Annotated in this window: 21 protein-coding genes; 7 read left to right on the plus strand and 14 right to left on the minus strand. The window is 66.6% G+C overall.

Going from position 1 to position 22934, the window contains the following annotated elements; translation table 11 throughout:
• Window positions 1-12: 12 nt before the first annotated feature.
• Window positions 13-543: a cytochrome b gene (locus QX126_RS22795; protein ID WP_315783794.1), complete on the plus strand. Its 531-nt coding sequence runs from the start codon at window positions 13-15 to the stop codon at window positions 541-543.
• Window positions 544-626: 83 nt separating this feature from the next.
• Window positions 627-2096, plus strand: a complete 1470-nt coding sequence (locus QX126_RS22800) for an amidase (RefSeq protein ID WP_315783796.1) — start codon at window positions 627-629, stop codon at window positions 2094-2096.
• 188 nt (window positions 2097-2284) lie between these two features.
• Here QX126_RS22800 and QX126_RS22805 read toward each other — a convergent pair whose 3' ends face one another.
• Both QX126_RS22805 and QX126_RS22810 read right to left on the minus strand, forming a co-directional pair.
• Window positions 2285-3373 (minus strand): Zn-dependent alcohol dehydrogenase, encoded by a 1089-nt coding sequence (locus QX126_RS22805; RefSeq protein WP_315783798.1) that lies wholly within the window; start codon window positions 3371-3373, stop codon window positions 2285-2287.
• Window positions 3374-3414: 41 nt separating this feature from the next.
• Window positions 3415-5199 (minus strand): acyl-CoA dehydrogenase family protein, encoded by a 1785-nt coding sequence (locus QX126_RS22810; RefSeq protein WP_315783800.1) that lies wholly within the window; start codon window positions 5197-5199, stop codon window positions 3415-3417.
• Window positions 5200-5309: 110 nt separating this feature from the next.
• On the opposite strand from QX126_RS22810, the gene QX126_RS22815 reads away from it, so the two are divergent.
• Window positions 5310-6329, plus strand: coding sequence for a glutathione S-transferase family protein (locus QX126_RS22815; protein WP_315783801.1), 1020 nt, complete (start codon window positions 5310-5312; stop codon window positions 6327-6329).
• Window positions 6330-6424: 95 nt separating this feature from the next.
• Window positions 6425-7126 carry an SDR family NAD(P)-dependent oxidoreductase gene (locus QX126_RS22820; RefSeq protein ID WP_315734802.1) on the plus strand — a complete coding sequence of 234 codons (702 nt, stop codon included), beginning with the start codon at window positions 6425-6427 and terminating at the stop codon, window positions 7124-7126.
• A 158-nt stretch (window positions 7127-7284) separates the two neighbouring features.
• Here the strand turns inward: QX126_RS22820 and QX126_RS22825 are convergent, their stop codons facing one another.
• Both QX126_RS22825 and QX126_RS22830 read right to left on the minus strand, forming a co-directional pair.
• Window positions 7285-7899: a GNAT family N-acetyltransferase gene (locus QX126_RS22825; protein ID WP_315734804.1), complete on the minus strand. Its 615-nt coding sequence runs from the start codon at window positions 7897-7899 to the stop codon at window positions 7285-7287.
• A 78-nt stretch (window positions 7900-7977) separates the two neighbouring features.
• Entirely contained in the window at window positions 7978-8181 is a 204-nt protein-coding gene (locus tag QX126_RS22830) for a DUF1127 domain-containing protein (protein WP_315734806.1), read from the minus strand.
• A gap of 113 nt (window positions 8182-8294) precedes the next feature.
• Here QX126_RS22830 and QX126_RS22835 point away from each other — a divergent pair, with 113 nt between their 5' ends.
• The 3 genes from QX126_RS22835 (at window position 8295) to QX126_RS22845 (ending at window position 11237) form a co-directional block, all read left to right on the plus strand.
• A complete protein-coding gene (locus tag QX126_RS22835; RefSeq protein ID WP_315783803.1) occupies window positions 8295-9215 on the plus strand; it encodes a transcriptional regulator GcvA in 921 nt (306 codons plus the stop codon).
• 120 nt (window positions 9216-9335) lie between these two features.
• A complete protein-coding gene (locus QX126_RS22840) occupies window positions 9336-10646 on the plus strand; it encodes an MFS transporter (RefSeq protein ID WP_315783805.1) in 1311 nt (436 codons plus the stop codon).
• A 108-nt stretch (window positions 10647-10754) separates the two neighbouring features.
• Window positions 10755-11237, plus strand: a complete 483-nt coding sequence (locus tag QX126_RS22845; RefSeq protein ID WP_315783806.1) for a CinA family protein — start codon at window positions 10755-10757, stop codon at window positions 11235-11237.
• A 217-nt stretch (window positions 11238-11454) separates the two neighbouring features.
• On the opposite strand, the gene QX126_RS22850 is transcribed toward QX126_RS22845, so the two are convergent.
• The 10 genes from QX126_RS22850 to QX126_RS22895 form a co-directional block, all read right to left on the minus strand.
• Complete coding sequence (locus tag QX126_RS22850) at window positions 11455-12795, minus strand: HlyD family type I secretion periplasmic adaptor subunit (RefSeq protein WP_315753615.1); 1341 nt, start codon at window positions 12793-12795, stop codon at window positions 11455-11457.
• Complete coding sequence (locus QX126_RS22855; protein ID WP_315734816.1) at window positions 12792-14534, minus strand: type I secretion system permease/ATPase; 1743 nt, start codon at window positions 14532-14534, stop codon at window positions 12792-12794. Before QX126_RS22855 ends, QX126_RS22850 begins: the two co-directional genes overlap by 4 nt.
• 194 nt (window positions 14535-14728) lie before the next feature.
• Window positions 14729-14998 (minus strand): GlsB/YeaQ/YmgE family stress response membrane protein, encoded by a 270-nt coding sequence (locus tag QX126_RS22860; RefSeq protein WP_315783808.1) that lies wholly within the window; start codon window positions 14996-14998, stop codon window positions 14729-14731.
• Window positions 14999-15122: 124 nt separating this feature from the next.
• Window positions 15123-16106, minus strand: a complete 984-nt coding sequence (locus QX126_RS22865) for an ABC transporter ATP-binding protein (RefSeq protein ID WP_315783810.1) — start codon at window positions 16104-16106, stop codon at window positions 15123-15125.
• 255 nt (window positions 16107-16361) lie between these two features.
• The gene (locus QX126_RS22870; protein ID WP_315783812.1) at window positions 16362-17774 is read right to left on the minus strand and encodes an amidase; all 1413 of its coding nucleotides are present in this window, start codon (window positions 17772-17774) and stop codon (window positions 16362-16364) included.
• The gene (locus tag QX126_RS22875; RefSeq protein ID WP_006611297.1) at window positions 17771-17968 is read right to left on the minus strand and encodes a hypothetical protein; all 198 of its coding nucleotides are present in this window, start codon (window positions 17966-17968) and stop codon (window positions 17771-17773) included. The genes QX126_RS22870 and QX126_RS22875 overlap by 4 nt, the downstream gene beginning before the upstream one ends.
• 28 nt (window positions 17969-17996) lie before the next feature.
• The gene (locus QX126_RS22880; protein ID WP_315783814.1) at window positions 17997-19046 is read right to left on the minus strand and encodes an oligopeptide/dipeptide ABC transporter ATP-binding protein; all 1050 of its coding nucleotides are present in this window, start codon (window positions 19044-19046) and stop codon (window positions 17997-17999) included.
• 5 nt (window positions 19047-19051) lie between these two features.
• Window positions 19052-19930, minus strand: a complete 879-nt coding sequence (locus tag QX126_RS22885) for an ABC transporter permease (protein WP_315783816.1) — start codon at window positions 19928-19930, stop codon at window positions 19052-19054.
• A gap of 28 nt (window positions 19931-19958) precedes the next feature.
• Complete coding sequence (locus QX126_RS22890) at window positions 19959-20912, minus strand: ABC transporter permease (protein WP_315783817.1); 954 nt, start codon at window positions 20910-20912, stop codon at window positions 19959-19961.
• A 192-nt stretch (window positions 20913-21104) separates the two neighbouring features.
• A complete protein-coding gene (locus tag QX126_RS22895; RefSeq protein WP_409999117.1) occupies window positions 21105-22754 on the minus strand; it encodes an ABC transporter substrate-binding protein in 1650 nt (549 codons plus the stop codon).
• Between the last annotated feature and the right edge of the window lie 180 nt (window positions 22755-22934).

A 22934-nucleotide genomic window follows, 5' to 3' on the forward strand; every position in this document is an offset into this window, starting at 1 on the left:
GGAAAACTCGTCATGACGCCACGCTTGCATTACGGCACGCCCGCGAAGATCCTGCACTGGCTGGTGGTGGCGCTGCTCGCCATCCAGTATCCGATCGGCTGGCTGATGCCGGACCTGCACGCGAACACTCCCCCCGGCGCGCCGATGATCCTGCACATCTCGTTCGGTCTCACCATTCTGGCATTGATCGCCGTGCGCTTCGTCTGGCGGCTCACCCATCCGGTCGCACCGGAAAGCTCGCTGCCGCCCTGGCAGCGGCTGAGCTCGGAGGTCGTGCACTGGATGCTCTATGTGATGGTGCTGGCGAGCACCATCACCGGCTGGCTGTTCGCCTCCTTCCGCGGCTGGAGCGTGTCGTTCTTCTACCTGCTTCCGTTGCCGATGCTGGCCGCGCGCAACCCGGCCGGTAACCGCGCCATCGACGGGCTGCACCAGGCCTCCGAATGGCTGCTGCTGATCCTGATCGTCGTTCACGTCGCCGCCGCGATCGCGCACGTCTTCATCTATCGCGACCGCGTCATGCAGCGGATGCTGCCGGGCTAGAGGATAGTCCGCAATTTTGGTCAAGCGATCGCCATCCGCATCGGTTAAGACTCCCGGCAAACATCGCACCGGGAGGATCGACCTTGGCCGCACCGCAATGGACGTTCGCAACCGCCGTCGACACGGCGAAGGCATTGGCAGATCGTCAGATCTCGTCCGTGGAGCTGACCAGGCTCGCCATCGACCGCATCGAACGTCATGACTCCGAGATCAACGCCGTCTGCGTGCGCGATTTCGAGCGCGCGCTCGCTGCCGCTGACGTCGCCGACGCGGCGCTGGCGCGCGGCGAACGGCGGCCCCTGCTCGGCCTTCCCCTCACGGTGAAGGAATCCTACAACGTCGCCGGCCTGCCGACGACCTGGGGTTTTCCGCAGCATAGGGATTTCATCGCGGCCGAGGATGCGCTGACGGTGACGCGCGTGAAGGATGCCGGCGGCATCGTGCTCGGCAAGACCAACGTGCCGCTCGGGCTCGGCGACTGGCAGAGCTACAACGACATCTACGGCACCACCAACAATCCCTACGATCTCGGCCGCACGCCAGGCGGTTCGTCCGGCGGATCGGCCGCGGCACTGGCGGCCGGCTACGGCTCGCTGTCGCTCGGCTCCGATATCGGCGGCTCGCTCCGGGTCCCCGCGTTTTATTGTGGCGTCACCGCGCACAAGCCGACCTACGGCCTCGCGGCCTCGCGCGGCCACACGCCACCGCCGTTTCAGCCGCTGCCGGGCGAGGCGGACCTCGCCGTCGTCGGCCCGATGGCCCGCTCGGCCGCTGATCTGTCGCTGCTGCTCGATGTGATCGCAGGCCCCGACCCGCTCGAAGCCGGCAAGGCGTTTCGCCTCGACCTGCCGCCGCCGCGTCACGGTCGCCTGCAGGATTTCCGCGTGCTGGTGGTCGCGAGCGATCCGCTGCTGCCGACCAACAGCGCCGTGCGCGGCGCGATCGAGCGGCTGGCGGCCGACCTCGCGCGGGCCGGCGTCAGCGTCACGACGGAGAGCCCGCTGCTGCCGGACTTCGCCGCATCGAGCCGGCTCTACATGCGCATGCTGCTCGGCTTCATCGGCGCCACCATGCCAGCGGAGGTCCACGCCGGCGCCAGCCACGCGGCCGCGCAATTGCCGAAGGAGGCAGCGAGCCTCGCGGCGGAGCGGCTGCGCGGCATCGCGCTCAGCCATCGCGACTGGGTGCAGGCCGGCGGGGCGCGGGCACGGCTGCGCGCGCAATGGCGAACGCTGTTCGAGCAGTTCGATGCCGTGATCTGCCCGATCATGCCGACGCCGGCCTATCCGCACGACCATTCGGCCGACCAGGAGCAGCGCCGCATCAGCATCGACGGCGTCGAGCACTGCTACACCGATCAGCTCGCCTGGCCGGGCATCGCCACCTTGCCCGGACTGCCCGCCACCGCGATTCCGCTTGGGCTTGCCGACGGCCTGCCGGTCGGGGTGCAGATCGTCGGCCCGTTCTTCGAGGACCGCACGCCGCTCAAGCTCGCCGAACTGATCGAGCGCGAGTTCGGCGGCTTCGTCCCGCCGCCGCTGTTTGCGAACTAGTTAGCGATCGGGCTTGTTCAACAACGCCTCGCCAAATTCCGCCGTCGTCCTACATCGTCATGGCCGGGCTTGACCCGGCCATCCATCTTCCAGAGAGACTGGATGCCCGGGTCAAGCCCGGGCATGACGGGTAACTAATAGGCAGACCCGCCGAACCTCATCACCTGCCTCACACCCGACCACCCACCTCACGCGTCGAACATGATCACGCTGCGCAGCGTCTTGCCGGCCTTCATGTTGGCGAACCCTTCGTTGATCTCGGACAGCTTCAGCTTGGCGGAGATCCAGTCCTCCAGATGCAGCTTGCCGCGCAAATAGAATTCGACGAGACGGGGCATGTCGACGCGGAAGTGGTTCGAGCCCATCGACGAGCCCTGGATGCGGCGCTCGCGCAGGAAGTCGAAGCCGTGCAGCTCGATCTTCTGGCCGAATGGGATCATGCCGACGATGGTCGCGGTGCCGCCGGGCGCCAGCATCGCAAACGCCTGCTCCGCCGTCTCCTTGCGCCCGAGCACCTCGAAGGCGTGGTGCACGCCGCCCTTGGTCAGCTCGCGCACCTGGGCCACGACGTCGCCGTCGGCCGGATTGATGATGTCGGTGGCACCGAGCTTCGTTGCCAGTTGCAGCTTGGCCGGATTGGTGTCGATGGCGATGATGCGGCCGGCACCCGCGATCTCGGCGCCATTGATCGCGGCCATGCCGACGCCGCCGCAGCCGATCACGGCGACGGTCTCACCGGCCGTAACCCGCGCGGTGTTGACCACGGCACCATAGCCGGTGATGACGCCGCAGCCGATCAGCGCGGCAAGATCGAGCGGCATGTCCGGACGGATCTTCACGATCGCGTTCTCGTGCACCAGCATCTGCTCGGCGAAGGACGACAAATTGAGGAACTGGTGCAGCTTCTCACTTCGTCCCCATGACAGCCGGTTGGAGGCGCCGGGCGGCATCTTCACCGTCGTATCGGTGCACAGCACCGGGCGGCCCGTCGTGCAGTTGTCGCAGGTGCCGCAGAACACGGACAAGCACGTGACGACATGATCGCCCGGCTTCACATAGGTTACGTCGGCGCCGACCTGCTCGACGATCCCAGCCGATTCATGGCCGAGCACGGCGGGCAGCGGATGCGGATACAGGCCTTCGATGAAGTGCAGGTCGGAATGGCAGAGACCGGCCACCGCCGTGCGGATGAGCACTTCCCGCGGCCCCGGCTTGGGCACACTGATGTCCTCGATCACCAGCGGCTTGTTGACCTCCATCAGCACGGCGGCTTTCATTGGCGTTCTCCCGATCTTGTTTGTTGTTGGTCGCGGCAAGCCTACGCCGCTGACAGCAGTTCGCCAACCTCCTCCATATCAGCGGTACGTTCGCCGAGCAGCAGTGTCGCGATGGCATCATCCATCCTATTTTCCGCGAGCCGGAACGGATCGGACGGCGTCAGCCGGTGCGCGACGATGAGCTTCGCCAGCAACAGCCTGCGCGCGTCGCCGCGCATCGCGTGGATGCGCGCGCTTTCCCAGGTCGTCGAGACGGCGCTCGCCACGTGATACAGCAGGCTGGTGGCGCGGCGCGCTTCGGACTCATTGTCGGCGCGTCCCGCGACCTCGCGCGCAAAGCCCACGGCACGATCCACGAGTCGATGCAGCTGATCGCGCCAGGCCTGCGGCACGGCGGCGCTGTCGTCGAGCCGCGCATGCAGTTCGGCTGCCAGCGCGGCCTCCGCACCGTGCCGGCCCACGGCGCGCTTCAGCGCATCGAGCGCGACGATGTTGCCGGTGCCCTCCCAGATCGAGCCGAGATGGGCGTCGCGCAGCAGCCGCGCGGTGACGAACTCCTCGACATAGCCGATGCCGCCGCGCATCTCCAAGGCATCGCCGCAGACCTTGCGCGCGTCGCGCGTGGCACGGAACTTCAATGTCGGCGTCAGGATGCGCAGCAGCGCCGCGGCCTCCTGGCTGCCGGCCTCGGCACGGTCGAGCGCGTCGGCGGTGAGGAAGCTCATCGACAGCGCCTGCTCGGTCGCGAGCAGGATCTTCATCAATTGCCGACGCCCGAGCGGCAGGTCGACGATGCGTTTTCCGAACACCACGCGGTTGCGCGCGACCGTGATCGCGTCGTGCCAGGCCCGCCGCATCAGCGCCGTCGACTTGACGCCGTTGGAGAGACGCGACGAGTTGACCATCTCGGCCATCTGCACGAAGCCGCGATCGAGCCGCCCGACCGCATAGGCGATCGCGCCCTCCAGCTTGATCTCGCCCGAGGCCATCGAGCGCGTGCCGAGCTTGTCCTTCAGGCGCACGATCCGATAGTGGTTCTGGCTGCCGTCATCGAGGAAGCGCGGCATCAAGAACAGGCCGACGCCGCGCGTTCCCGCTTCGGCGCCTTGCGGCCGCGCCAGCAGCATCACCACTTTCGCATCGGCATTGGAGCAGAACCATTTCTCGCCATGCAGGCGCCAATGGTCGCCCTCCGGGACGGCGACCGTCGTCAAGGTGCCTACATCGGAGCCGCCCTCCTTCTCGGTCATGAACTGGCCACCCTGGGTCAGCTTTCTCATGTCGGTCTGGGTCAGGCCATCGAGGTACTTGGCCTTGAGCCCGTCGCTGCCGAAGCTCGCCAGCAGCTTGGCGCAGCCATCGGTGACATTGATCGGACATCCCAGACCGAACTCCGCCTGGTTGAACAGGAAGGTGAAGGCGTGCTTTGCCGCGACGGGATATTTGCTCGGCCAGCCGAGAATGCCCTTGCGGATCGACATCGCATGAATGCCGAACTCGCCAAAGGCGGCGCGCTCCAGCTCGCGATACGCGGGATGATACTCGACCCACTGCACGTCGCGGCCGAAGCGGTCGCGCTGGTGCAGCACGGGGCCATGACGGTCAGCCAAGCGGGCGCATTCGTCGAGATAGGAGCCGGCGAGCTCGCCGAGACGGTCGAGATGCGGCACGAGGTGCCGAAACAGCGTCTCGGGCAGATGGATGCGCAGGAGATCGGTGAGCGCCGGATCGGCGCGATAGAAGTTCAGCCCCGTGGTATCGGGCGCCAGCAACTCCGGCCTCGCGCCGCCGGTCATCACGTCATCGCGTTTCAGGAACTGATGCATGATCGTTAAGCCCTCGTTCGTTTCCGCAAGTCTCTGATGGACTCTTCGACAGGTTGCGCCTGATGGGATACACAACAAGCAGCGGCGTGCGCCGAACCGGGAGCAGATCCATGACCAATCAGCCGACGGAGGTTTATCGCATCTTCGGGGCGGAGATGTCGCCCTATTCGGTCAAGGTGCGATCGTATCTGCGTTACAAGGGCATTCCGCATCAATGGATATTGCGCAATGCGGAAAGCGAGGCGGAGTTCGCGCGGCACGCCAAGCTGCCGATCATTCCGCTGGTGGTCGGCCCCGACGAGATGCCGATGCAGGATTCGACGCCGATCATCGACGCGCTGGAGCTCGACTTTCCGCAACCCACGCTTCATCCCGGCGACGCGCTGACGAGCTTCATCTCGGCCTTGATCGAGGAGTTCGGCGACGAGTGGGGCAACAAGTGGATGTTCCATTATCGCTGGGCCCGCGATCTCGATCAGCGCGCCTCGGCCGGACGCATCGCCCGCATCCGCGCCCCCAGGGCGGACGAGGCCGAGTGCGGCGAAGTGGCGGATAAAGTCCGCGCCCGCATGGTCGAGCGGCTCTGGTATGTCGGCTCGAACGAGATCAACGCGCCGCAGATCGAGCAGGGCTTTGCCGAAATGCTCGACCTGCTCGAACGACATCTCTCGGTCAGGCCGTATCTGTTCGGCCACCGTCCGGCCTACGGCGATTTCGGACTGTGGGGCCAGCTCTACGAGCTGTGGACCGATCCGACCGCCGGCGCCCTGATCGAAGGCCGCGCGCCGCATGTGCTGGCCTGGATCCACCGCATGCTATGGCCGCGCGCCGAAGGCGAGTTCGAGCTGTGGCCGGAACTGTCACTGACCTTGATGCCGATCCTGACCCGCCAAGTCGGCGCGCTGTTCATGCCGTGGACGCTCGCCAACGAGCAGGCACTGGCGGGACAGCGCGACGTCTTCAGCGTGCAGCTGGGTGACTTCACGTGGACACAGAAGCCGCAGAAATATCATGCGCGCTCGTTGGCCATGCTCCGCGGCAAATACGCGTTCCTGCACGATCGAAGCCGACTCGACGTCGTGCTGGAGGAGATTGGTTGCCTCGCCGGATTGCAGCCGCGCCCCACCTGAGGGCGCGTGGCAAAAATGTGGGGACGAGCCGTAGGAAGTCGGCCGCCGGTGCATTAGCTTGATTCCTGCGGACGCTTTGGCCCAAGGACCTGCCCATGGATATCCCAGCCTACAAGATCGCCCTCATCGTCGGTGCCGGCGAAGGGCTCTCGGCCTCGCTGGCGCGGCTGTTCGCGCGCGAGAAGATCCGCGTGGCGCTGGCTGCGCGCAAGATCGAGAAGCTCGGCGCGCTCTGCAACGAGACCGGCGCCCGCGCCTACCCCTGCGATGCGACCAATCCGGAGGAGGTCGAGCGGCTGTTCGGCATCGTCGAGCGCGAGATCGGCGCGCCTGATCTCGTGGTCTACAATGCCAGCGCGCGGGCGCGCGGAGCGCTCACCGATCTCGTGCCGGCCGACGTGCAGCAGTCGATTGCCGTCAGCGCCTTCGGCGGCTTCTTGGTGGCGCAGCAGGCGGCACAGCGCATGCTGCCGAACAAGCACGGCGCCATCCTGTTCACCGGCGCCTCCGCCAGCGTGAAGGGCTACGCCCAGTCGGCGCCGTTCGCGATGGGCAAGTTCGCGCTGCGCGGCCTCGCCCAGAGCATGGCGCGCGAACTGTCGCCGCAGGGCATCCACGTCGCGCACTTCGTCATCGACGGCGGGATCAGGAGTGCGGCAAGGCAGGAGCCCGCCGAGCGCCCGGACTCGATGCTCGACCCGGACGCCATCGCTGCCAGCTATTGGAGCGTGCTTCAGCAGCCGCGCAGCGCCTGGAGCTGGGAGATCGAGCTCAGGCCGTGGGTGGAGATGTTTTGAGGCGCGGCGTAGTCATTCGATTGCCGATGCTCGCCTCACAACGACTGTCATCGCCCGGCTTGACCGGGCGATCCAGTACGCGCAGCTCGCGGAGAGGAACGTGGACAGACCGCAGCGCATGGGATACTCCGCCTGCGCGTGGCATGACGGACGTCATATCATGAATGTGCTATGATGCGCGGCTCACGGTCCACTACCCTCAGGCCGCCGCTTGGCGATTCCGTAGACCGGTGCCTCAGCTCCTTCTCGAATCGCACCAAGGTCCAGTCATCGGGATACTGGCGAAGATCGAAGCCGGACTTCCTGGCGAGCGCAATCATCACGTCGTTGGTACGCAGCGCATCGCCCGATAGCGTGACGCCGCCGAGCGCAACCGCGCGGCGCTCGAGATTCGCGATCAGCGCCGGGCCGATGCCGTGGCCCTGCCAGCGGTCCTGCACCGACAGGCCGAACTCGACGCGGCCGGTATCGCGGTCGAGCGCGTAGCGCGCTTCGGCCACGATGCTCTCGACGCCGTCGTGATCCATCACGCCGATCAGGCTGTAACGGTCGTTGCGGCCGAGCGCGACGAAATCGTCGAGCACAGCCGGAGGCAGTTCGCTCAGCGCGCCGAGGAAACGCTTGTGACGCGAGCGCGGGCTCAAGGAGCGCACATAGGTCTGCAGCGCCTCGGCATCAGCCGATGTCACGAAGCGCAGCCGCACCTCGTCGCCACGCCGGGTGTGAATGGCGTTGGACGCGGCGGCGAAATCGGCAACGGCGGACGTCGGCATGACGGACTCCGGCGGAGATCAAATTGCCGGCGCCCTCCTTTGCGGAGCGGCGCCGGCGCGACGGGACGAGTGAGGGGCTCAACCCCGCCAGAACGGCTTGTCGATCTCGGCGGCGATATCGCTACGGGACAGGCCGAGGTCGTGCAGGTCGCGCTCCGACCATTGCGCCAGCTCGTGCCGTGTGCGGTAGCGGAGGCGCCAGGCGGCGAGTAGCTCGGCCACCCCCGACCAGAAGCCGGGAGTATGATGTTTCGTCATTGACGAGGAGACGTAGAAAGACATGAAAGCCTCCTGTATTGCACTGAACCTGCACTATCGGAGGCTTGCCTTTCATCTACAAACGACATTTACTACCGCTTCGGATGATATAACGTCATGCAAACGGGAGACCCTGAGTGACCCGGCTGCCGTCGCTGAATGGATTGCGGGCGTTCGAGGCCGCGGCGCGGCATCTGAGCTTCACCCGCGCGGCCTCCGAACTGAACGTGACGCAGACCGCGATCAGCCATCAGATCAAGCGCTTGGAGGATGAGCTCGGGCTGCGCCTTTTCGTCCGCCAGAACCGTAGCTTGGCGTTGACGCCGCAGGCCCGCGACTATCTCCCGCTGGTGCGGGCGGCGTTCGACGATCTCCGGCTGGCGACCGAGCGGCTGGTGCGCAAGGACAACGCCAAGGTGCTGACGGTCTCCACCATCGCCTCGCTGGCCGCCAAATGGCTGCTGCCGCGGCTGACGGCATTCCAGGAAGCCCATCCCGGCATCGACGTGCGGATCACGACCTCGACCACCCTGGTCGACTTCCGCAAGGACGACGTCGACGCTGCGATCCGCTATGGCCGCGGCCACTGGCCGGGCGTCCGGGCCGAATGGCTGATGGCCGACGAGCTGTTTCCGGTGTGCAGTCCGGCGCTGCTGCAGGGCGACAAGCCGCTACGTTGTCCGGAGGACCTCGCGCATCACACGCTGCTGCAGGCGAGCGGCGGCTATGACGACGACTGGCGGCTCTGGCTGACCGCGGCGGGTCTGCCGGTGGAGATGTCGAGGCAGGGCCGGCTGAGCTTCGACCTGTCGCTGATGACCGTCCAGGCCGCGATCGACGGGCTCGGCGTCGCGATCGGCCGCACGGCCTACGTCCAGGACGACATCGCCAAGGGCCGGCTGGTGGTGCCGTTCAAGATGGCGCTGCCGAGCGACGCCGGGTTCTATCTGGTGACCCCGGAGGGACGAACCGATCCGCTGAAGCTGAAGGCGTTCCGGCAATGGCTGAAGGATGCAACGCAGCAGAAGGCGGCCGCCGGCAATTCTGTTCAGGCCTAGGGCGCCTTGAGCGCAAAGCTATTGGCCGCCAGGGCCTGGCGTGGCAGATTGTCGCACCTTTCCCCTCGGCCGGCGTAGAAATCCTCCGCACGAGCCTCTCGACGGTAGGAGTTTCCCCGCGTGTCCTCAACGTCAATCCCGCAGCCGGCTACGATCCATTCGCGCATCGGCGCGATCCTGCGCGCCACCAGCGGCAATTTCCTCGAGCAGTTCGACTTCTTCCTGTTCGGGTTCTATGCCCCGATCATCGCCAAGGCGTTCTTCCCATCGGAGAACGAGACTGCATCTCTGCTCAATGCCTATGGCGTGTTCTGGCTCGGCGCCCTGATGCGGCCGGTCGGCGCGATCGTGCTCGGTGCCTATGTCGACAAGATCGGCCGGCGCCAGGGCCTGATCGTGACGCTCGGCATCATGGCGGTCGGCACCGTTGTCATCGCGTTCTGCCCGACCTATGCGACGATCGGCATCGCGGCCCCGATCATCGTGCTGCTCGGGCGGCTGTTGCAGGGCTTCTCGGCCGGCGTCGAGCTCGGCGGCGTGTCGGTCTATCTGTCCGAGATCTCCACGCCCGGCAATCGCGGCCTCTACACCTCGTTCCAGTCGTCCAGCCAGCAGGTCGCGATCTTCGTCGCGTCGGTCATCGGCTATGTGCTCAACCAGGCCATGCCGGCGGACATGGTGGCGGCCTGGGGCTGGCGCATCCCGTTCTTCATCGGTTGCCTGATCATTCCGCTGATCTTCTTCCTGCGCCGCACGCTGGAGGAGACGCCGGCCTTCCTCGCCATGAAGAAGCACCCGACCGCGCGCGAAGTGTTCGCCTCGGCGCTGGAGAACTGGCGCATCGTGATCCTCGGCATGATGATCGCGGTCCTGACCACGACGATGTTCTACTTCATCACCGTCTACGGTCCCGGTTTCGGCAAGGAACTGAAGCTGTCGGCGGCGGATTCACTGCTCGTCACTTTGCTGGTCGCCGTGACCAACTTCTTATGGAATCCGGTTGGCGGCGCGGTGTCGGATCGGATCGGACGCAAGCCGGTGCTGCTAACCATCGCGGCTCTGGCGTTGCTGACCGCCTATCCCGCCTTGCACTGGCTCGCGGCGGCGCCGAGCTTCGGCAAGCTGCTCGCGGTCGAAATGCTGTTCTCGTTCTATTTCGGCGTCTACAGCGGCACCATGCTGGGCTGCCTGGTCGAGATCGTGCCTGCGCATGTCCGCACCACCTGCTTCTCGATCGCCTTTGCGCTGGCGGCTGGGCTGTTCGGCACCGCGACGCCGGCGGTCTCGACCTGGCTCATCAACAAGACCGGCGACAAGGCCTCGCCCGGCTACTGGCTGATGTGCGCCGCCGTGCTCGGTATCATCGCAGCGATGACCGTCTATCGCGGCGGCCGCCAGGCCGTCGCGGCGCGCGAGCCGGTCATTGCGTGATCGCTGCGAGGGGCAGCGCCTTCCTTGGCGCGCGCTTTCGGCGCATGATGGTGGGAATGAACAGCAGCCGGCGGCAGCGGGTGTCGACGCTGCCGAAGGATGACCGCCATGCAGCACCTCATCGCTGTCGCCGAGAAGGTCGCGGCGCGGCTGATCGCCAACAAGCAGACCATTGCCGTTGCGGAGTCCTCCGCCGGCGGCCTGATCGCGGCGGCGCTGCTCGCGGTGCCCGGCGCCTCCGCCTATTTCCTCGGCGGCGCCGTGGTCTATACGCGCGACGGCCGCCGCGTGCTGATGGACATTCCGGACGAGGCGATGAAGGGCATTCGCTCGGCGTCAGAGCCCTATGCGGAGCTGCTGGCGCGGCAGATCAGGACACGCTTTGCGACCGATTGGGGCTTGTCGGAGACCGGCGCGGCCGGCCCGACCGGTAACCGCTATGGCGACGCCGCTGGCCATGCCTGTTTCGCGGTGGCCGGCCCCGCGACCGCTGTGGTCACTCTGGAGAGCGGCCGCAGCGACCGCTTTGCCAACATGCAGCTGTTCGCGCAGAGCGCGCTGGAGTTGTTGCTGACGAAGCTCGAACAGTAAGTGCTCCGGTGTCGTCCCGGGCAAGCCCGGTGACGCAAAGCGTCAGCGGGCGCCGACCCGGGACCCATACCGCGTGATCTCGCTTGAGGCAGGCCACACGTTGAGCCTTCGGGCAAGCCAATGTCCGCCGGTGGTTATGGATCCCCGCGTTCGCGGGGATGACACTGAGTTTGGGGCAGCGCCAATGGTCTCGAAGCAGCGGCGTGTCGCCCTTGCCTCACTTCTCCCGGAACGCACGCATCAGCTGGTCGTGCAGCGGCTTCATCAGATAGGAGATCACAGTGCGATCGCCGGTCTGGACGAAGGCTTCGACCGGCATGCCCGGAATCAGCTTGACGTCGCCGAGCCGGGCGATCTCCTCCGGCGGCATCGAGACGCGGATGGTGTAATAGCTCTGGCCGGTGCGCTGGTCGGTGGTGACGTCGGGCGAGACGCGGCTGACGACGCCATTCAATTCCGGCGTGGTGCGCTGGTTGAAGGCGGAGAGCCGCAGCAAGGTCTTCTGGCCGACCTGCAGCTTGTCGATGTCCTGCGGATTGACCTTGGCCTCGACCTGGAGGTCGTCGCTCTGCGGCACGATCAGCATGATGGTGTCACCGGCGGTGATGACGCCGCCCACGGTATGCACGGAGGACTGCAGCACCATGCCGTCCTGCGGCGCGCGGATGTCGACGCGGCGGAGCTGGTCCTCGGCGGTGACCTTGCGCTCGACGAACTCGCCGATCTTGTCGGTGGTCTCGCGCAGATCCTTGGACACCTCGCTGACCATGTCCTTGTCGACCTGGATGATCTGCAGCTCGGTCTCGCTGATCTTGCCCTTGGCCTGCGCCCGCGCCGCGATGAATTGCGCGCGCTCGCCGTTGAGGCGGGCGGCGTCGCGCTCCAGCGTCGTCAGCCGCGACAGCTGCACCAGATGCTGCTCATAGAGCTGGCGCACGCCGTCGAGCTCCTTCTGCACCAGCGCGATCTCCTGGTCCTTGGCGCTGACCTGCGCCGAGAGGCCCTCGATCTCCTCGTTCAGCTGGGTGACGCGCTCGCGCAGCTGCGCCTTCTGGCCGATGCGGCCGTTGACGCGGACCTCGAACAGCTTGGTCTCGCTCGCCGTCAGGCTCTTGACCTCGGGATCGCTCATGCGCTGCAGCAACTGCGGCGGAAACAGGATCTTGGCCCAGCCGCGCTGCTCGGCCTCGAGCCTGGCGGCGCGCGCCTGCAACGCATCGAGATTCTTGGTGACGATGGCGAGAGAAGCCTTGGTCACGGTGTCGTCGAGCCGCACCACGATGTCGCCGGACTTGACGACGTCGCCGTCACGCGCCCGGAGCTCGCCGACCACGCCGCCGGTCGGATGCTGCACCTTCTTGACATTGGATTCGACCACGATCTGGCCCGGCGCGATCAACGCGCCGGAGATCTGCTGCGTCGCGGCCCAGCCGCCGAGCCCGCCGGCGACTGCAACGACGACGCCCATGCCGACCAGCAGGTGACGCCTTATCGACTCGCGCACGCTCTCCGGCTTGCGCGCCCTCGGAAGAGGACCAGCGACGACCTGACTGCTCATGACTTCGTCACTCCGGCCTCCGAGACGATCTTGATCGGTGCCGGCGGGCGCGGCTGAAGCACCTGCGCCAGCACCGTCTCCTTCGGACCGAAGGCCTGCGCGCGGCCATCCTTCATCACCAGGACCTGATCGACCGCCTCGATGCCGATCGGCCGGTGTGCGACGATGACCACGATCGCGCCGCGCGCCCGCGCCGAGCGCACCGCGCGCGACAACGCCTCGTCGCCTTCGGTGTCGAGATTGGAGTTGGGCTCGTCGAGCACGATCAGGAACGGGTTGCCATAGAGCGCGCGCGCCAACGCCACGCGCTGCGCCTGGCCCGCCGAGAGCGCGGCGCCCTGCTCGCCGATCTCTGTATCGTAGCCGTCGCGCATCTTGATGATCATGTCGTGCACGCCGGCCTCCTTGGCGGCGGCGATGATGCCGTCGGCGGAGGCTTTCGGATCGAAGCGGCAGATGTTCTGCGCCACGGTGCCGCCGAACAGCTCGACATCCTGCGGCAGATAGCCGATGTGGCGGCCGAGCTCGTCCGTCGACCATTGGTCGAGCGCCGCGCCGTCGAGCCGGACATGGCCGCGCACCGGACGCCAGACGCCGACCAGCGCGCGGACCAGCGACGACTTGCCCGACGCGCTCGGGCCGATGATGCCAAGGCCGTTGCCGGCGGACAGCGCGAAGCTCACGTCCTGCACGATCGCCTTCTGATCGCCGGGCGCGACGATCGAGATGGCCTCGACCGAGAGCTTGCCGACCGGCGGCTGCAGCAGGGTCGGCGCCGGTCGCTGCGGCATCGTCTGCAACAGATGGCTGAGACGGCGCCAGCTCTGGCGCGCGGCAACGAAGCTCTTCCAATGCGCGATCGCGAGATCGACCGGCGCCAGCGCCCGCGCGCTCAGGATCGAGCCGGCGATGATGATGCCCGCGGTCGCCTCCTGATGGATCACGAGATAGGCGCCGACCGCGAGCACCGCGGACTGCAGCATCATGCGCAGCACCTTGGCGATGGCGCCGAGGCCGCCGGCGACGTCGCTGGCGCGCTGGTTGCCGGCGAGATATTTCTCGTTGGTCTCGCTCCAGCGCGACAGCATGCGCCCGGTCATGCCCATCGCGACCAGCACCTCCGCGTTGCGCCGGCTTGCGGTGGCGAGATCATTGCGGCGGGCGGCGAGCCCCATCGCCTCCTTTGCGGGAGTGCGGGTGAGGAATTCGGTGATCAGCGTCAGGGTGACGAGGATGATGGCGCCGGCCAGCGCGGTGACGCCGAGCATCACGTGAAAGGCGAAGCAGATTGCCAGATACAGCGGCAGCCACGGCAGATCGAAGAACGCGCCCGGCCCCTGGCTGCCGAGAAAGCTCCTGATGTTGTCGAGGTCGCGCAACGGCTGCAGCCCTTCGTTGCGACCGCCGGCCGCCAGCGGCAACCGCACCACGGTGTCGAACACCCGCGCGTTCAGGCTCTCATCCAGGGCGGTGCCGATGCGGCCGAGAATACGGCTACGGATCATGTCGAGCGCGCCCTGAGCGGCGTAAAGCCCGGCGGCGATGATGATCAGGCCGATCAGGGTCGGCACGGACCGGCTGGGCAGCACCCGGTCGTAGACCTCGAGCATGAAGATCGAGCCGGTGAGGTACAGCAGGTTGATGATGCAGCTCATCGCCCCAACGCCGATGAAGGCGCTGCGGCAACCGCGCAAGGCATCGCTGAGCTCGGATTGCCTCACGTGAGGTGCGGCCGCCATCACCACCATCTCTTCAATTGATCAAATGAGCTGCATGACCGCCGATCAAAAGCACAAACTGGCGGCAAACAAGGCGAAATATACTGATTCCTGCGGTGAGCGTCCAACGATGCTCACTTTAGCGTAAATTAGCTATGTGCTTAGGTATGTCGCGTGGCGCAGTGCAAACGTTCAGCCGCGCCGGATCGCAAGCCCTAGAGCCGCCCGCCGGTCCGCACGAGCCGCACCACCAGCAGAAGAATGATGGCGCCGAGCACGGAATAGACGATTTCCGACACGAGGCCGGTCCCGATCCGGACGCCAAGCCGCGGGAAGATCAGGCTCGCGACCAAAGCGCCGAGCACGCCGATCACGATGTCGCCGACCAGCCCGAAGCCGGTGCCGCGCACGATCTTGCCCGCGAGCCAGCCTGCAACCAGGCCAACGAACAGAATGACCAGGATACCTTCGTTCGATACGTGCATGGCGCGTCCTCATCCGGCGCGGACGATCGGTCCCACGCGTGCCAGCACCTTAGCGAGGCCGCCGCGACGCTTCGACACGCGATGCACGGTTTCGGCCGGTGAGTAGCGCGTTTCGGGCGAACCGTTACGTCGCCGCCACACTTGCCGGCGCCTCGGCCAGGATACAGCGCGCCAGCCGCTGCGGCCCGAGCGCAATGTTCGGCGGCATCGCCACCGAGCAGCGCGGCTGCGCCAGGCTGCAGCGCGGTGCGAACGAGCAGCTCCGCGGCGCCCGGTCGAGCGAGGGTGGCGTGCCGGGAATGGTCTGCAGCCGCTCGCCGCGCTTGGCACCGTGGATCGTCGAAGCCAGTAGGCCGCGCGCGTAGGGGTGCACGGGTTGGCGCACGATCTCGCGCAAGCTGCCCTGCTCCACGATCTCTCCGGCATACATCACGGCGAGGCGGTCGCAGATCTCGATCGCGACGCCGATGTCGTGGGTGACGAAGATGACGGACATGCCGAACTCGCGCTGCAGTTCGCGCAGCAGCAGCAGGATCTGGATCTGCACGGTGGCGTCGAGTGCGGTGGTGGGCTCGTCCGCCAGCAACACTTTCGGCCGGCACGCCAGCGCCAGCGCGATCATCGCCCGCTGGCGCATGCCGCCGGACATCTCGTGCGGATAGGACTCCAGGCGACGCTTCGCCGAGGGAATCCTGACGACGTCGAGCATCTCCAGCGCCCGCGCCTGCGCTTCTGCAAAACTCTTGCCCTCGTGCCGCATGACGGTCTCGGCGATCTGCCGGCCGATGGTATAGACCGGATCGAGCGCAAGCCCCGGCTCCTGGAAGATCATCGACACGGAGCGGCCGCGAAACTGCGACAGCTCCTCGTCGTTCATCGCCAGCACGTCGCGGCCCAGCACCTTGACACTGCCGGAGATCTGCGTCCGCTTGTTCGGCAACAGCCGCATCAGCGCGCGCATCGTCACGCTCTTGCCCGAGCCGGACTCGCCGAGCAGCCCCAGCACCTCGCCGTCGGCGAGCGACAGGCTGACATCGTTCACGGCATGCACGGTGCGCTCGCCGGTGAAGCGGATGGTGAGGTTCTCGATCTCGACGAGGTTGGTCATGGCGGGTCTACTTCACCTTGCCTTCAGGAGCGCCTTGGCAGATTGCCGATCCAAACCGCCACCCTCCCCTGAAGGGGGAGGGTCGGCGCGCATGCAGCGCAGCGAAATGCGAGCCGGGGTGGGGTGAAAGCCCCTCCATTGACTCGCACTCAAACGGAAAGACCGTCACCCCACCCCGATTGCGCATGCCATGCGCAATCGACCCTCCCCCTCCAGGGGAGGGTGAGATCGTCGGACGGTATGCACAGGTCTCCCTCATGGCAGCGTCGGCACCCTGGCGTGGAAATCAGTCGCGCGCTGGAAGGCGGCGCCGATGGTCAGGATCGTAGCCTCATCGAACGCGCGGCCGATCAGTTGCATGCCGACCGGAAGACCCATCGACGTGAAGCCGGTCGGGATCGCCAGCGATGGCAGGCCGAGATAGTTCACCGGGCGGGTGAAGCGGGTGATGCGCTGGATCACGGCCTCCGCACCCGGCGCGCCGCCAACGTCACTCTCGACGATCGAAGGTGTCACCAGCGGCGACACCGGTGCGACCACCGCATCGACGCCTGACGTCGCTGCGACATGCGCCGCCAGGGCCGCACCGCGCCAGCGCAGCGCTTCGAGATAGGCGACGCCGGAGACGGCCAGCGCGTTCTGCAGCCGCATCAGCACCTGGGGGCCGTAGTCCTGCGGCCGCTCGATCATCCAGCGCTTGTGGAAGGCGGCCGCCTCGACCGCGAGCACGAGCTGGCAGGCCGCGGTGAGCTGGCGCTGATCCGGCAGCTCGACCTGAACCACATCGGCGCCCTCGGTCTTCAGGACCGCGATCGTCGCATCGAGACAGCGCGCCACCTCAGGATCGAGGTCGTCGACATAGAACGCCTTGGGCACGCCGATCCTGAGACCCTTGATCGAGGCCTGGGTGGCCGCGACATAGTCCGGCACGGGCGCGGCGCTGGCGGTCGGATCCTCGGGATCAGGACCAGCCATCAGCCCGAGCAGCAACGCGCAATCCTCGGCAGTCTGAGCAAGAGGTCCGACCGTGTCGAGCGACTGCGACAGCGGCATCGCACCGGCGCGGCTGACGCGGCCCCAGGTGACCTTCAGGCCGGTGACGCCGCAGAAATTCGCGGGCATGCGGATCGAGCCGCCGGTGTCGGAGCCGAGCGCCGCAAAGGTGAGACGCGCGCCGACCGCCGAGCCGGAGCCGGACGACGAGCCGCCGGTGACGTAGCCGAGCTTCCAGGGATTGTGCACCGGACCGTAATGCGCGTTGTGGCCGGTCGGGCCATAGGCGAACTCGGCCATCTGCAAGGTGCCGAGCCGGATCGATCCGGCATCCTTCAGCCGCTGCAGCGCGGTCGACGTCGTCGTCGCCACGAAGTCGCGCCGGATCAGCGAGCCGCAGGTCGAGATGTGGCCGGCCTCGTAGTACATGTCCTTGTGGGCGAGCGGCACGCCATGCAGCGGGCCCTTCTGGCCGTCCTTGGCCAGGGCGGAATCGGCCTCGGCGGCCGCCTTCAACGCCGGCTCGGACTCGATCGCCATGAAGGCGTTCAGCTTCGGCTGCCACTGCGCGATGCGGTGCAGGCAGGAGCGCGTCACCTCGACCGAAGAGAGCTTCCTGTCCGCGATCGCCTTCGCGACGTCGGTCAGGGTCATCAAGGCAGGTTCGGTGCTCATCGGCCCACCTTCAGCGTCTGCGCCACGACGTAGCTCGCAGGCTCCAGGTCGAACGGCAGGGTGCCGGCGACCGCGGCGAAGTTGTCGAAGGCCGGTCCGATCGAGTCGGCGATGCGGGTCGCAACCTCCTTGTCGACGGGCAGCCCGGAGGCCTCCGCGATGGCACTGACTTGTTGGGGCGTGGGTCTGGTCATTCCGCTTCTCGCTGCTGGTGTCTGCCCTTCAGGCGGCCGGCGCACGGCTGTGTCCCGAACCTGATATCGCCATGTGGCAGGCGGCCTGATGGCCCATTGTATCCAGCTCCGTCAATCTTGGCGCGACATTCGAGCAGGGCGCTTCCGCAAACGGGCAGCGGGTGTGGAAACGGCAGCCCGGGGGCGGATCGATCGGATTCGGCGGATCGCCGGAGAGCGGCGGCGTCTCGGTGCGCCGGTCCGGATCGGATGACGGCATCGCCGCCAGCAGCGCCCGTGTATAGGGATGCGCCGGCCTGGCCCAGACCTGCTCGACCGGGCCGAGCTCGACGACCTCGCCGAGATACATCACCAGCACCCGATCCGAGATATAGTTGATGACGTTGAGGTCGTGGCTGATGAACAGATAGGTCAGGCCGAACTCGCGCTTGAGGTCCATCAGCAGGTTGAGCACCTGCGCCTCGACCGATTTGTCGAGTGCCGACACCGCCTCGTCGAGAATGACGAGCCGCGGCGACAGCGCCAGCGCCCGCGCAATGTTGACACGCTGGCGCTGGCCGCCGGAGATTTCGTGCGGATAGCGGTTGGCGAAGGTTTCGGGCCGCAGGCCGACCTTGCCGAGCAGCTCGCGGGCGAGCGAGCGCGCCGCGATGTCGGTCATGCCGTGCACCTTCGGCCCGAACGCGATCGACTCCTCGATCGTCAGCCGCGGATTGAGCGAGGCATAGGAATCCTGGAACACCATCTGCATGCCGCGACGCAGCTCGCGCAGTGACATCTCATGCCCGACCTGGCGGCCGTCGAAGATGATCTCGCCGGCATCCCGCTCCATCAGGTGCATCAAAAGCCGCGCCGTCGTCGACTTGCCGCAGCCGGACTCGCCGACGATGCCGACGGTCTCGCCCTTGCCGATGACGAACGAGACATCATCGACCGCGCGCACCGTCTTGCGTGCGCCGAACAGGCCGCCACGCACCGGGAAATGTTTGGTGAGACCATCGACCCGCAGCAGCGGCTGCGCCTTGCCGCCGAGGTCCTCGATCGGCTCCAGGCCGGTGACTGCCGTTGCTTCACTCATGATCATCAGCTCCGGATGTCCATGGCGCTGCGCAGGCCGTCGCTGAGCAGGTTGAAGCAGATGGAGACAGCAAAAATCATCGCGCCCGGCAGCGCCGCCACCCACGGATTGACGTAGATCGCGGTGCGGAGCGTGTTCAGCATCAGGCCCCATTCCGGCTCCGGCGGCTTGGTGCCGAGACCGAGGAACGAGAGACCCGCAGCGAGGATCATCGATACCGAGATCAGGCCAGTGGCGTAGACGAAGATCGGCCCGAGCACGTTGCCGAGCATGTGCGCGCGCATGATCGTGAACGATGAGGCACCGGAGGCCCGCGCCGCCTCGACGAAATCGCGGTTGCGCACACCCGTGGTGACGCTCTCGGCGACGCGGGTGATCTGCGGCACGAACACGATGGTCAAGGAGACGATGGAGTTGGTGATGCCGGCGCCGAGCGCGCCGGAGATCGCGATCGCCAGCAGCACCGAGGGGAAGGCGTAAAACACGTCGATGGTGCGCATGATCGCGGTGTTGACCCAGCCGCCGACATAGCCGGCGACGAGGCCGAGCAGGGTGCCGATGCCGAAGGCGAGGATCACCGGCGAGATGCCGATCAAGAGCGACAGCCGGCCGCCATAGATCAGCCGCGCCAGCATGTCGCGGCCGAGCTCGTCGGTGCCGAGCGGATAGCTCGGCGTGCCGATGTGGCGCAGACGGCGGATCATCGAGCCCTGATAGGGGTCGGCGAGATGCAGGTAGGGCGCGAGCAATGCGGAGAGCAGGATCAGCAGCAGGATCGCGACGCAGACCATGCTGACCTTGTCCCTGATGATGCGGCGGCCGACGGTTGCCCAATAGCCGCGTGCATTCGCCACCGGGGCGGCCTGCAGAGAGGCGTCGTTCATCGTGCTCGTGGGACTGACGCTCACCGCACTAGCCTCGCTTGATGCGCGGATCGATCGCGGCCTGCGCGATGTCGACCACGAGGTTGAGGATGACGAAGAACATCGCCAGCACCAGGATCGTGCCCTGCAGCAGCGGCAGGTCGCGCTGGAAGATCGCCGAGTTCAACAGCAGGCCCGAGCCTGGCCATGAGAACACGGTCTCGATCAGGATCGAGCCGCCGAGCATGTAGCCGAGCTGCAGCCCCATGATCGCCAGCGCCGTCGGTGCGGCGTTCTTCAGCACATGGCGGAACACATGGGTCTCGCGCAGCCCCTTGGCGCGCAGCGCCTCGACGAAATCCTGGCTCAGGATGTCGCCCGTCAGCGCGCGCACGGTGCGGGTGATGATGCCCATCGGGATCACCGACGTGGTGATCGCGGGCAGCACCAGGAAGCGGATATGCGCCCAGTCCCATGACCACGCGCCCGAGCCGGACGGACCCGCGCCGACCGCGGGCAGCCAGTTCAGCTCGACCGAGAAGATGATGACGAGCACCATGCCGAGCCAGTAATGCGGCACCGAGACGCCGGCGATCGCGATCGACGTCGCCACCTTGTCGATCCAGCTATCGCGGAAATAGCCGGCGACGAGGCCGAAGAACAGGCCGAGCGAGAAGCCGATGATGGCGGCGGCGATTGCGAGCGTCACCGTGTTGGACACCGCGCGCAGCACCTCCGCCAGCACGGGACGGCCGGTGGCGATGGAGTTGCCGAGGTCGCCATTGACCGCGCGCCACAGCCACAATCCGAACTGCACCGGCAGCGGCTTGTCGAAGCCATAGGCGACGCGGAGCTGCTGCGCGAGCTCCTGCGACGCGTCGGCCGGCAGCACCGCGACCAGGGGATCGCCGGGCGTGATGTGAACGAGCATGAAGCAGACGAGCGCGACGCCGATGATGATCGGAATCGCATAGACCATCCGCCTGGCAGCATAAGAGAGCACGAGTCACCTTGTTCTTACCTTCTCCCCTTGTGGGAGAAGGTGGCGCGGACGCAGTCCGCGACGGATGAGGGGGCTTTATCCGCGGACTGTGCCCTGAGTGAGAGATCCGATTCGCGGAGACAACCCCTCACCCGGCTTCGCTTCGCGAAGCCACCCTCTCCCACAAGGGGAGAGGGTAAGCACCGCCTGATGCTACGGCTCCACCGAGATCGGCGAGAAGTCGATGAACCAGCTCTTCGGCTGCACCACGCCCTTGACCTTCGGGCTCATGGCGCGCGGGCCGACGTCGTGGGCGACGTAGAGGAACGCCGCATCGTCGACCGAGGCCGCATGCAGCTCGGCGAGCGCCTTGTCGCGCTCGGTGGGATCGAAGGTCTGGCGCGCCTTCTTCACCAGCTCGTCGAACTTCGGATTGTTGATGAAGCCCCAATTGTTCGAGACCGGCGGCGCCATCGACGACTGCAGGAAGCGGACCAGCGCGAAGAACGGATCCATCGCCGCGTAGGTGACGTTGGTGGCGTTGGCGCCGTTGGCCGAGGGATCCTTGGCGCCGCGGCGCCAGTTGGTGAACAGCGTGTTCCACTCGATGACGTCGAGCTTGACGTCGAAATAGCACTCGGCCAGCGCCTGCTGCAGATACTCGTTCATCGGCAGCGGCTGCATCTGGCCCGAGCCCGACGCCGAGGTCTGCGTCTTGACCTCGAGCTTCTTGTTCGGGCCGTAGCCGGCCTCCTGCATCAGCTTCTGTGCGGCCGCCTTGTCGTACTTGATCTCGAAGGTGACGTTGCCGCGCCAGGGATGGCCCTTCTCGAAGGTGCCGGTCGCCGGCACCATCAGTCCGGCGAGCAGACCATCCTTCAGGCCTTCGCGATCGATGCAGAGATTGGCGGCCTTGCGGACGCGGATGTCGTTCCACGGCGAGCCGTCGACGCGCGAGAACTGCCAGGGCCAGACATGCGGCTGCTCATTGGCGTAGAGCTTGAAGCCGCGCTGGTTGATCTCGGGCAGCGCATCCGGCGCCGGCGCCTCGACCCAGTCGACCTGACCGGACAGCAGCGCCGCGGTGCGCGCATTGGCTTCCGGCATCGGCAGCAGGATCATCTTGTCGGACTTCGGCACGCGCGCCTTGTCCCAATAGGCCTCGTTCTTCGACAGCTCGAGCCGCTCGCGCGGCGTGAACTTGGTCATCTTCCACGGGCCGGTGCCAGAGGCGTCCTTGGCGAAGGCGGCCCAGGCGGCTTGCGACTTCGCCTTGTCGTCGGCGCCGGTCGCGGCCTCATAGAGCTTCTGCCACTTGGTCGGGCTCGCCATGAACAGGTTGGTGAGGTTGATCGGCAGGAAGCTGTCCGGCTCCTTGGTCGTCAGCTCCACCGTGAGGTCGTCGATCTTGCGCGCAGACGCCAGCGTCGGCATGCGCGAGGCGGTGACGCCGACCTGGCTCGGATCGAACTGCGGCGCGTCTTGCTTCAGCACCTTCTCGACGTTCCACACCACGGCATCGGCGTTGAACGGCGCGCCGTCATGGAAGGTGACGCCGGGACGCAGCTTGAACGTCCATTTGGTCTTGTCGGCGTCGTCGACCTTCCATTCGGTGGCAAGGCCGGGAATGACGACGCTCGGCTTGTCCGCCGACGACAGGTCCCACGCCGTCAACGCGTCATACATGGTGAGGCCGGTGAAGCGGTTGCCCTCGAAGCCCTGGTCGGGCTGGCCGAGCGTGCGCGGAATGTCCGCCGCAGTCATGCCGATGCGCAGCACGGATTCCGCGCTGGCTTGCACCGGCAGCGCGAGGGCCGAGACCGTCGTCATCATGGCAGCCGCAACAGCCGCACGTTCCTTCATTGAGGTCGCAATACGCGAAAGCACGATCAACATCTCCGATCAAGCTGGCTAAATTCTGTGCATCGTTATGCAACGGCTATGCCAGCGGTGCCTTCGCGCACGGCCCTGCGACGCGAGGTCACAACCGTTTGTACTCAAATGATCACGACCGGGGCTTGGCACCCGGATTGCAGGTTTCGC

It is taken from the genome of Bradyrhizobium sp. SZCCHNPS1003, assembly GCF_032381555.1.
Lineage (GTDB): Bacteria > Pseudomonadota > Alphaproteobacteria > Rhizobiales > Xanthobacteraceae > Bradyrhizobium.

Coding starts and splice junctions, on each gene's coding strand:
- QX126_RS22795 (WP_315783794.1), top strand. CDS start 13: ATGACGCCACGCTTGCATTACGGCACGCCCGCGAAGATCCTGCACTGG.
- QX126_RS22805 (WP_315783798.1), bottom strand. CDS start 3,373: ATGAAAGCCGCCGTGCTGATGGAGGTCAACAAGCCGCTGGTGATCGAG.
- QX126_RS22810 (WP_315783800.1), bottom strand. CDS start 5,199: ATGCATCAGTTCCTGAAACGCGATGACGTGATGACCGGCGGCGCGAGG.
- QX126_RS22815 (WP_315783801.1), top strand. CDS start 5,310: ATGACCAATCAGCCGACGGAGGTTTATCGCATCTTCGGGGCGGAGATG.
- QX126_RS22820 (WP_315734802.1), top strand. CDS start 6,425: ATGGATATCCCAGCCTACAAGATCGCCCTCATCGTCGGTGCCGGCGAA.
- QX126_RS22825 (WP_315734804.1), bottom strand. CDS start 7,899: ATGCCGACGTCCGCCGTTGCCGATTTCGCCGCCGCGTCCAACGCCATT.
- QX126_RS22830 (WP_315734806.1), bottom strand. CDS start 8,181: ATGTCTTTCTACGTCTCCTCGTCAATGACGAAACATCATACTCCCGGC.
- QX126_RS22845 (WP_315783806.1), top strand. CDS start 10,755: ATGCAGCACCTCATCGCTGTCGCCGAGAAGGTCGCGGCGCGGCTGATC.
- QX126_RS22850 (WP_315753615.1), bottom strand. CDS start 12,795: ATGAGCAGTCAGGTCGTCGCTGGTCCTCTTCCGAGGGCGCGCAAGCCG.
- QX126_RS22855 (WP_315734816.1), bottom strand. CDS start 14,534: ATGGCGGCCGCACCTCACGTGAGGCAATCCGAGCTCAGCGATGCCTTG.
- QX126_RS22860 (WP_315783808.1), bottom strand. CDS start 14,998: ATGCACGTATCGAACGAAGGTATCCTGGTCATTCTGTTCGTTGGCCTG.
- QX126_RS22865 (WP_315783810.1), bottom strand. CDS start 16,106: ATGACCAACCTCGTCGAGATCGAGAACCTCACCATCCGCTTCACCGGC.
- QX126_RS22870 (WP_315783812.1), bottom strand. CDS start 17,774: ATGAGCACCGAACCTGCCTTGATGACCCTGACCGACGTCGCGAAGGCG.
- QX126_RS22875 (WP_006611297.1), bottom strand. CDS start 17,968: ATGACCAGACCCACGCCCCAACAAGTCAGTGCCATCGCGGAGGCCTCC.
- QX126_RS22880 (WP_315783814.1), bottom strand. CDS start 19,046: ATGAGTGAAGCAACGGCAGTCACCGGCCTGGAGCCGATCGAGGACCTC.
- QX126_RS22885 (WP_315783816.1), bottom strand. CDS start 19,930: ATGAACGACGCCTCTCTGCAGGCCGCCCCGGTGGCGAATGCACGCGGC.
- QX126_RS22895 (WP_409999117.1), bottom strand. CDS start 22,754: ATGAAGGAACGTGCGGCTGTTGCGGCTGCCATGATGACGACGGTCTCG.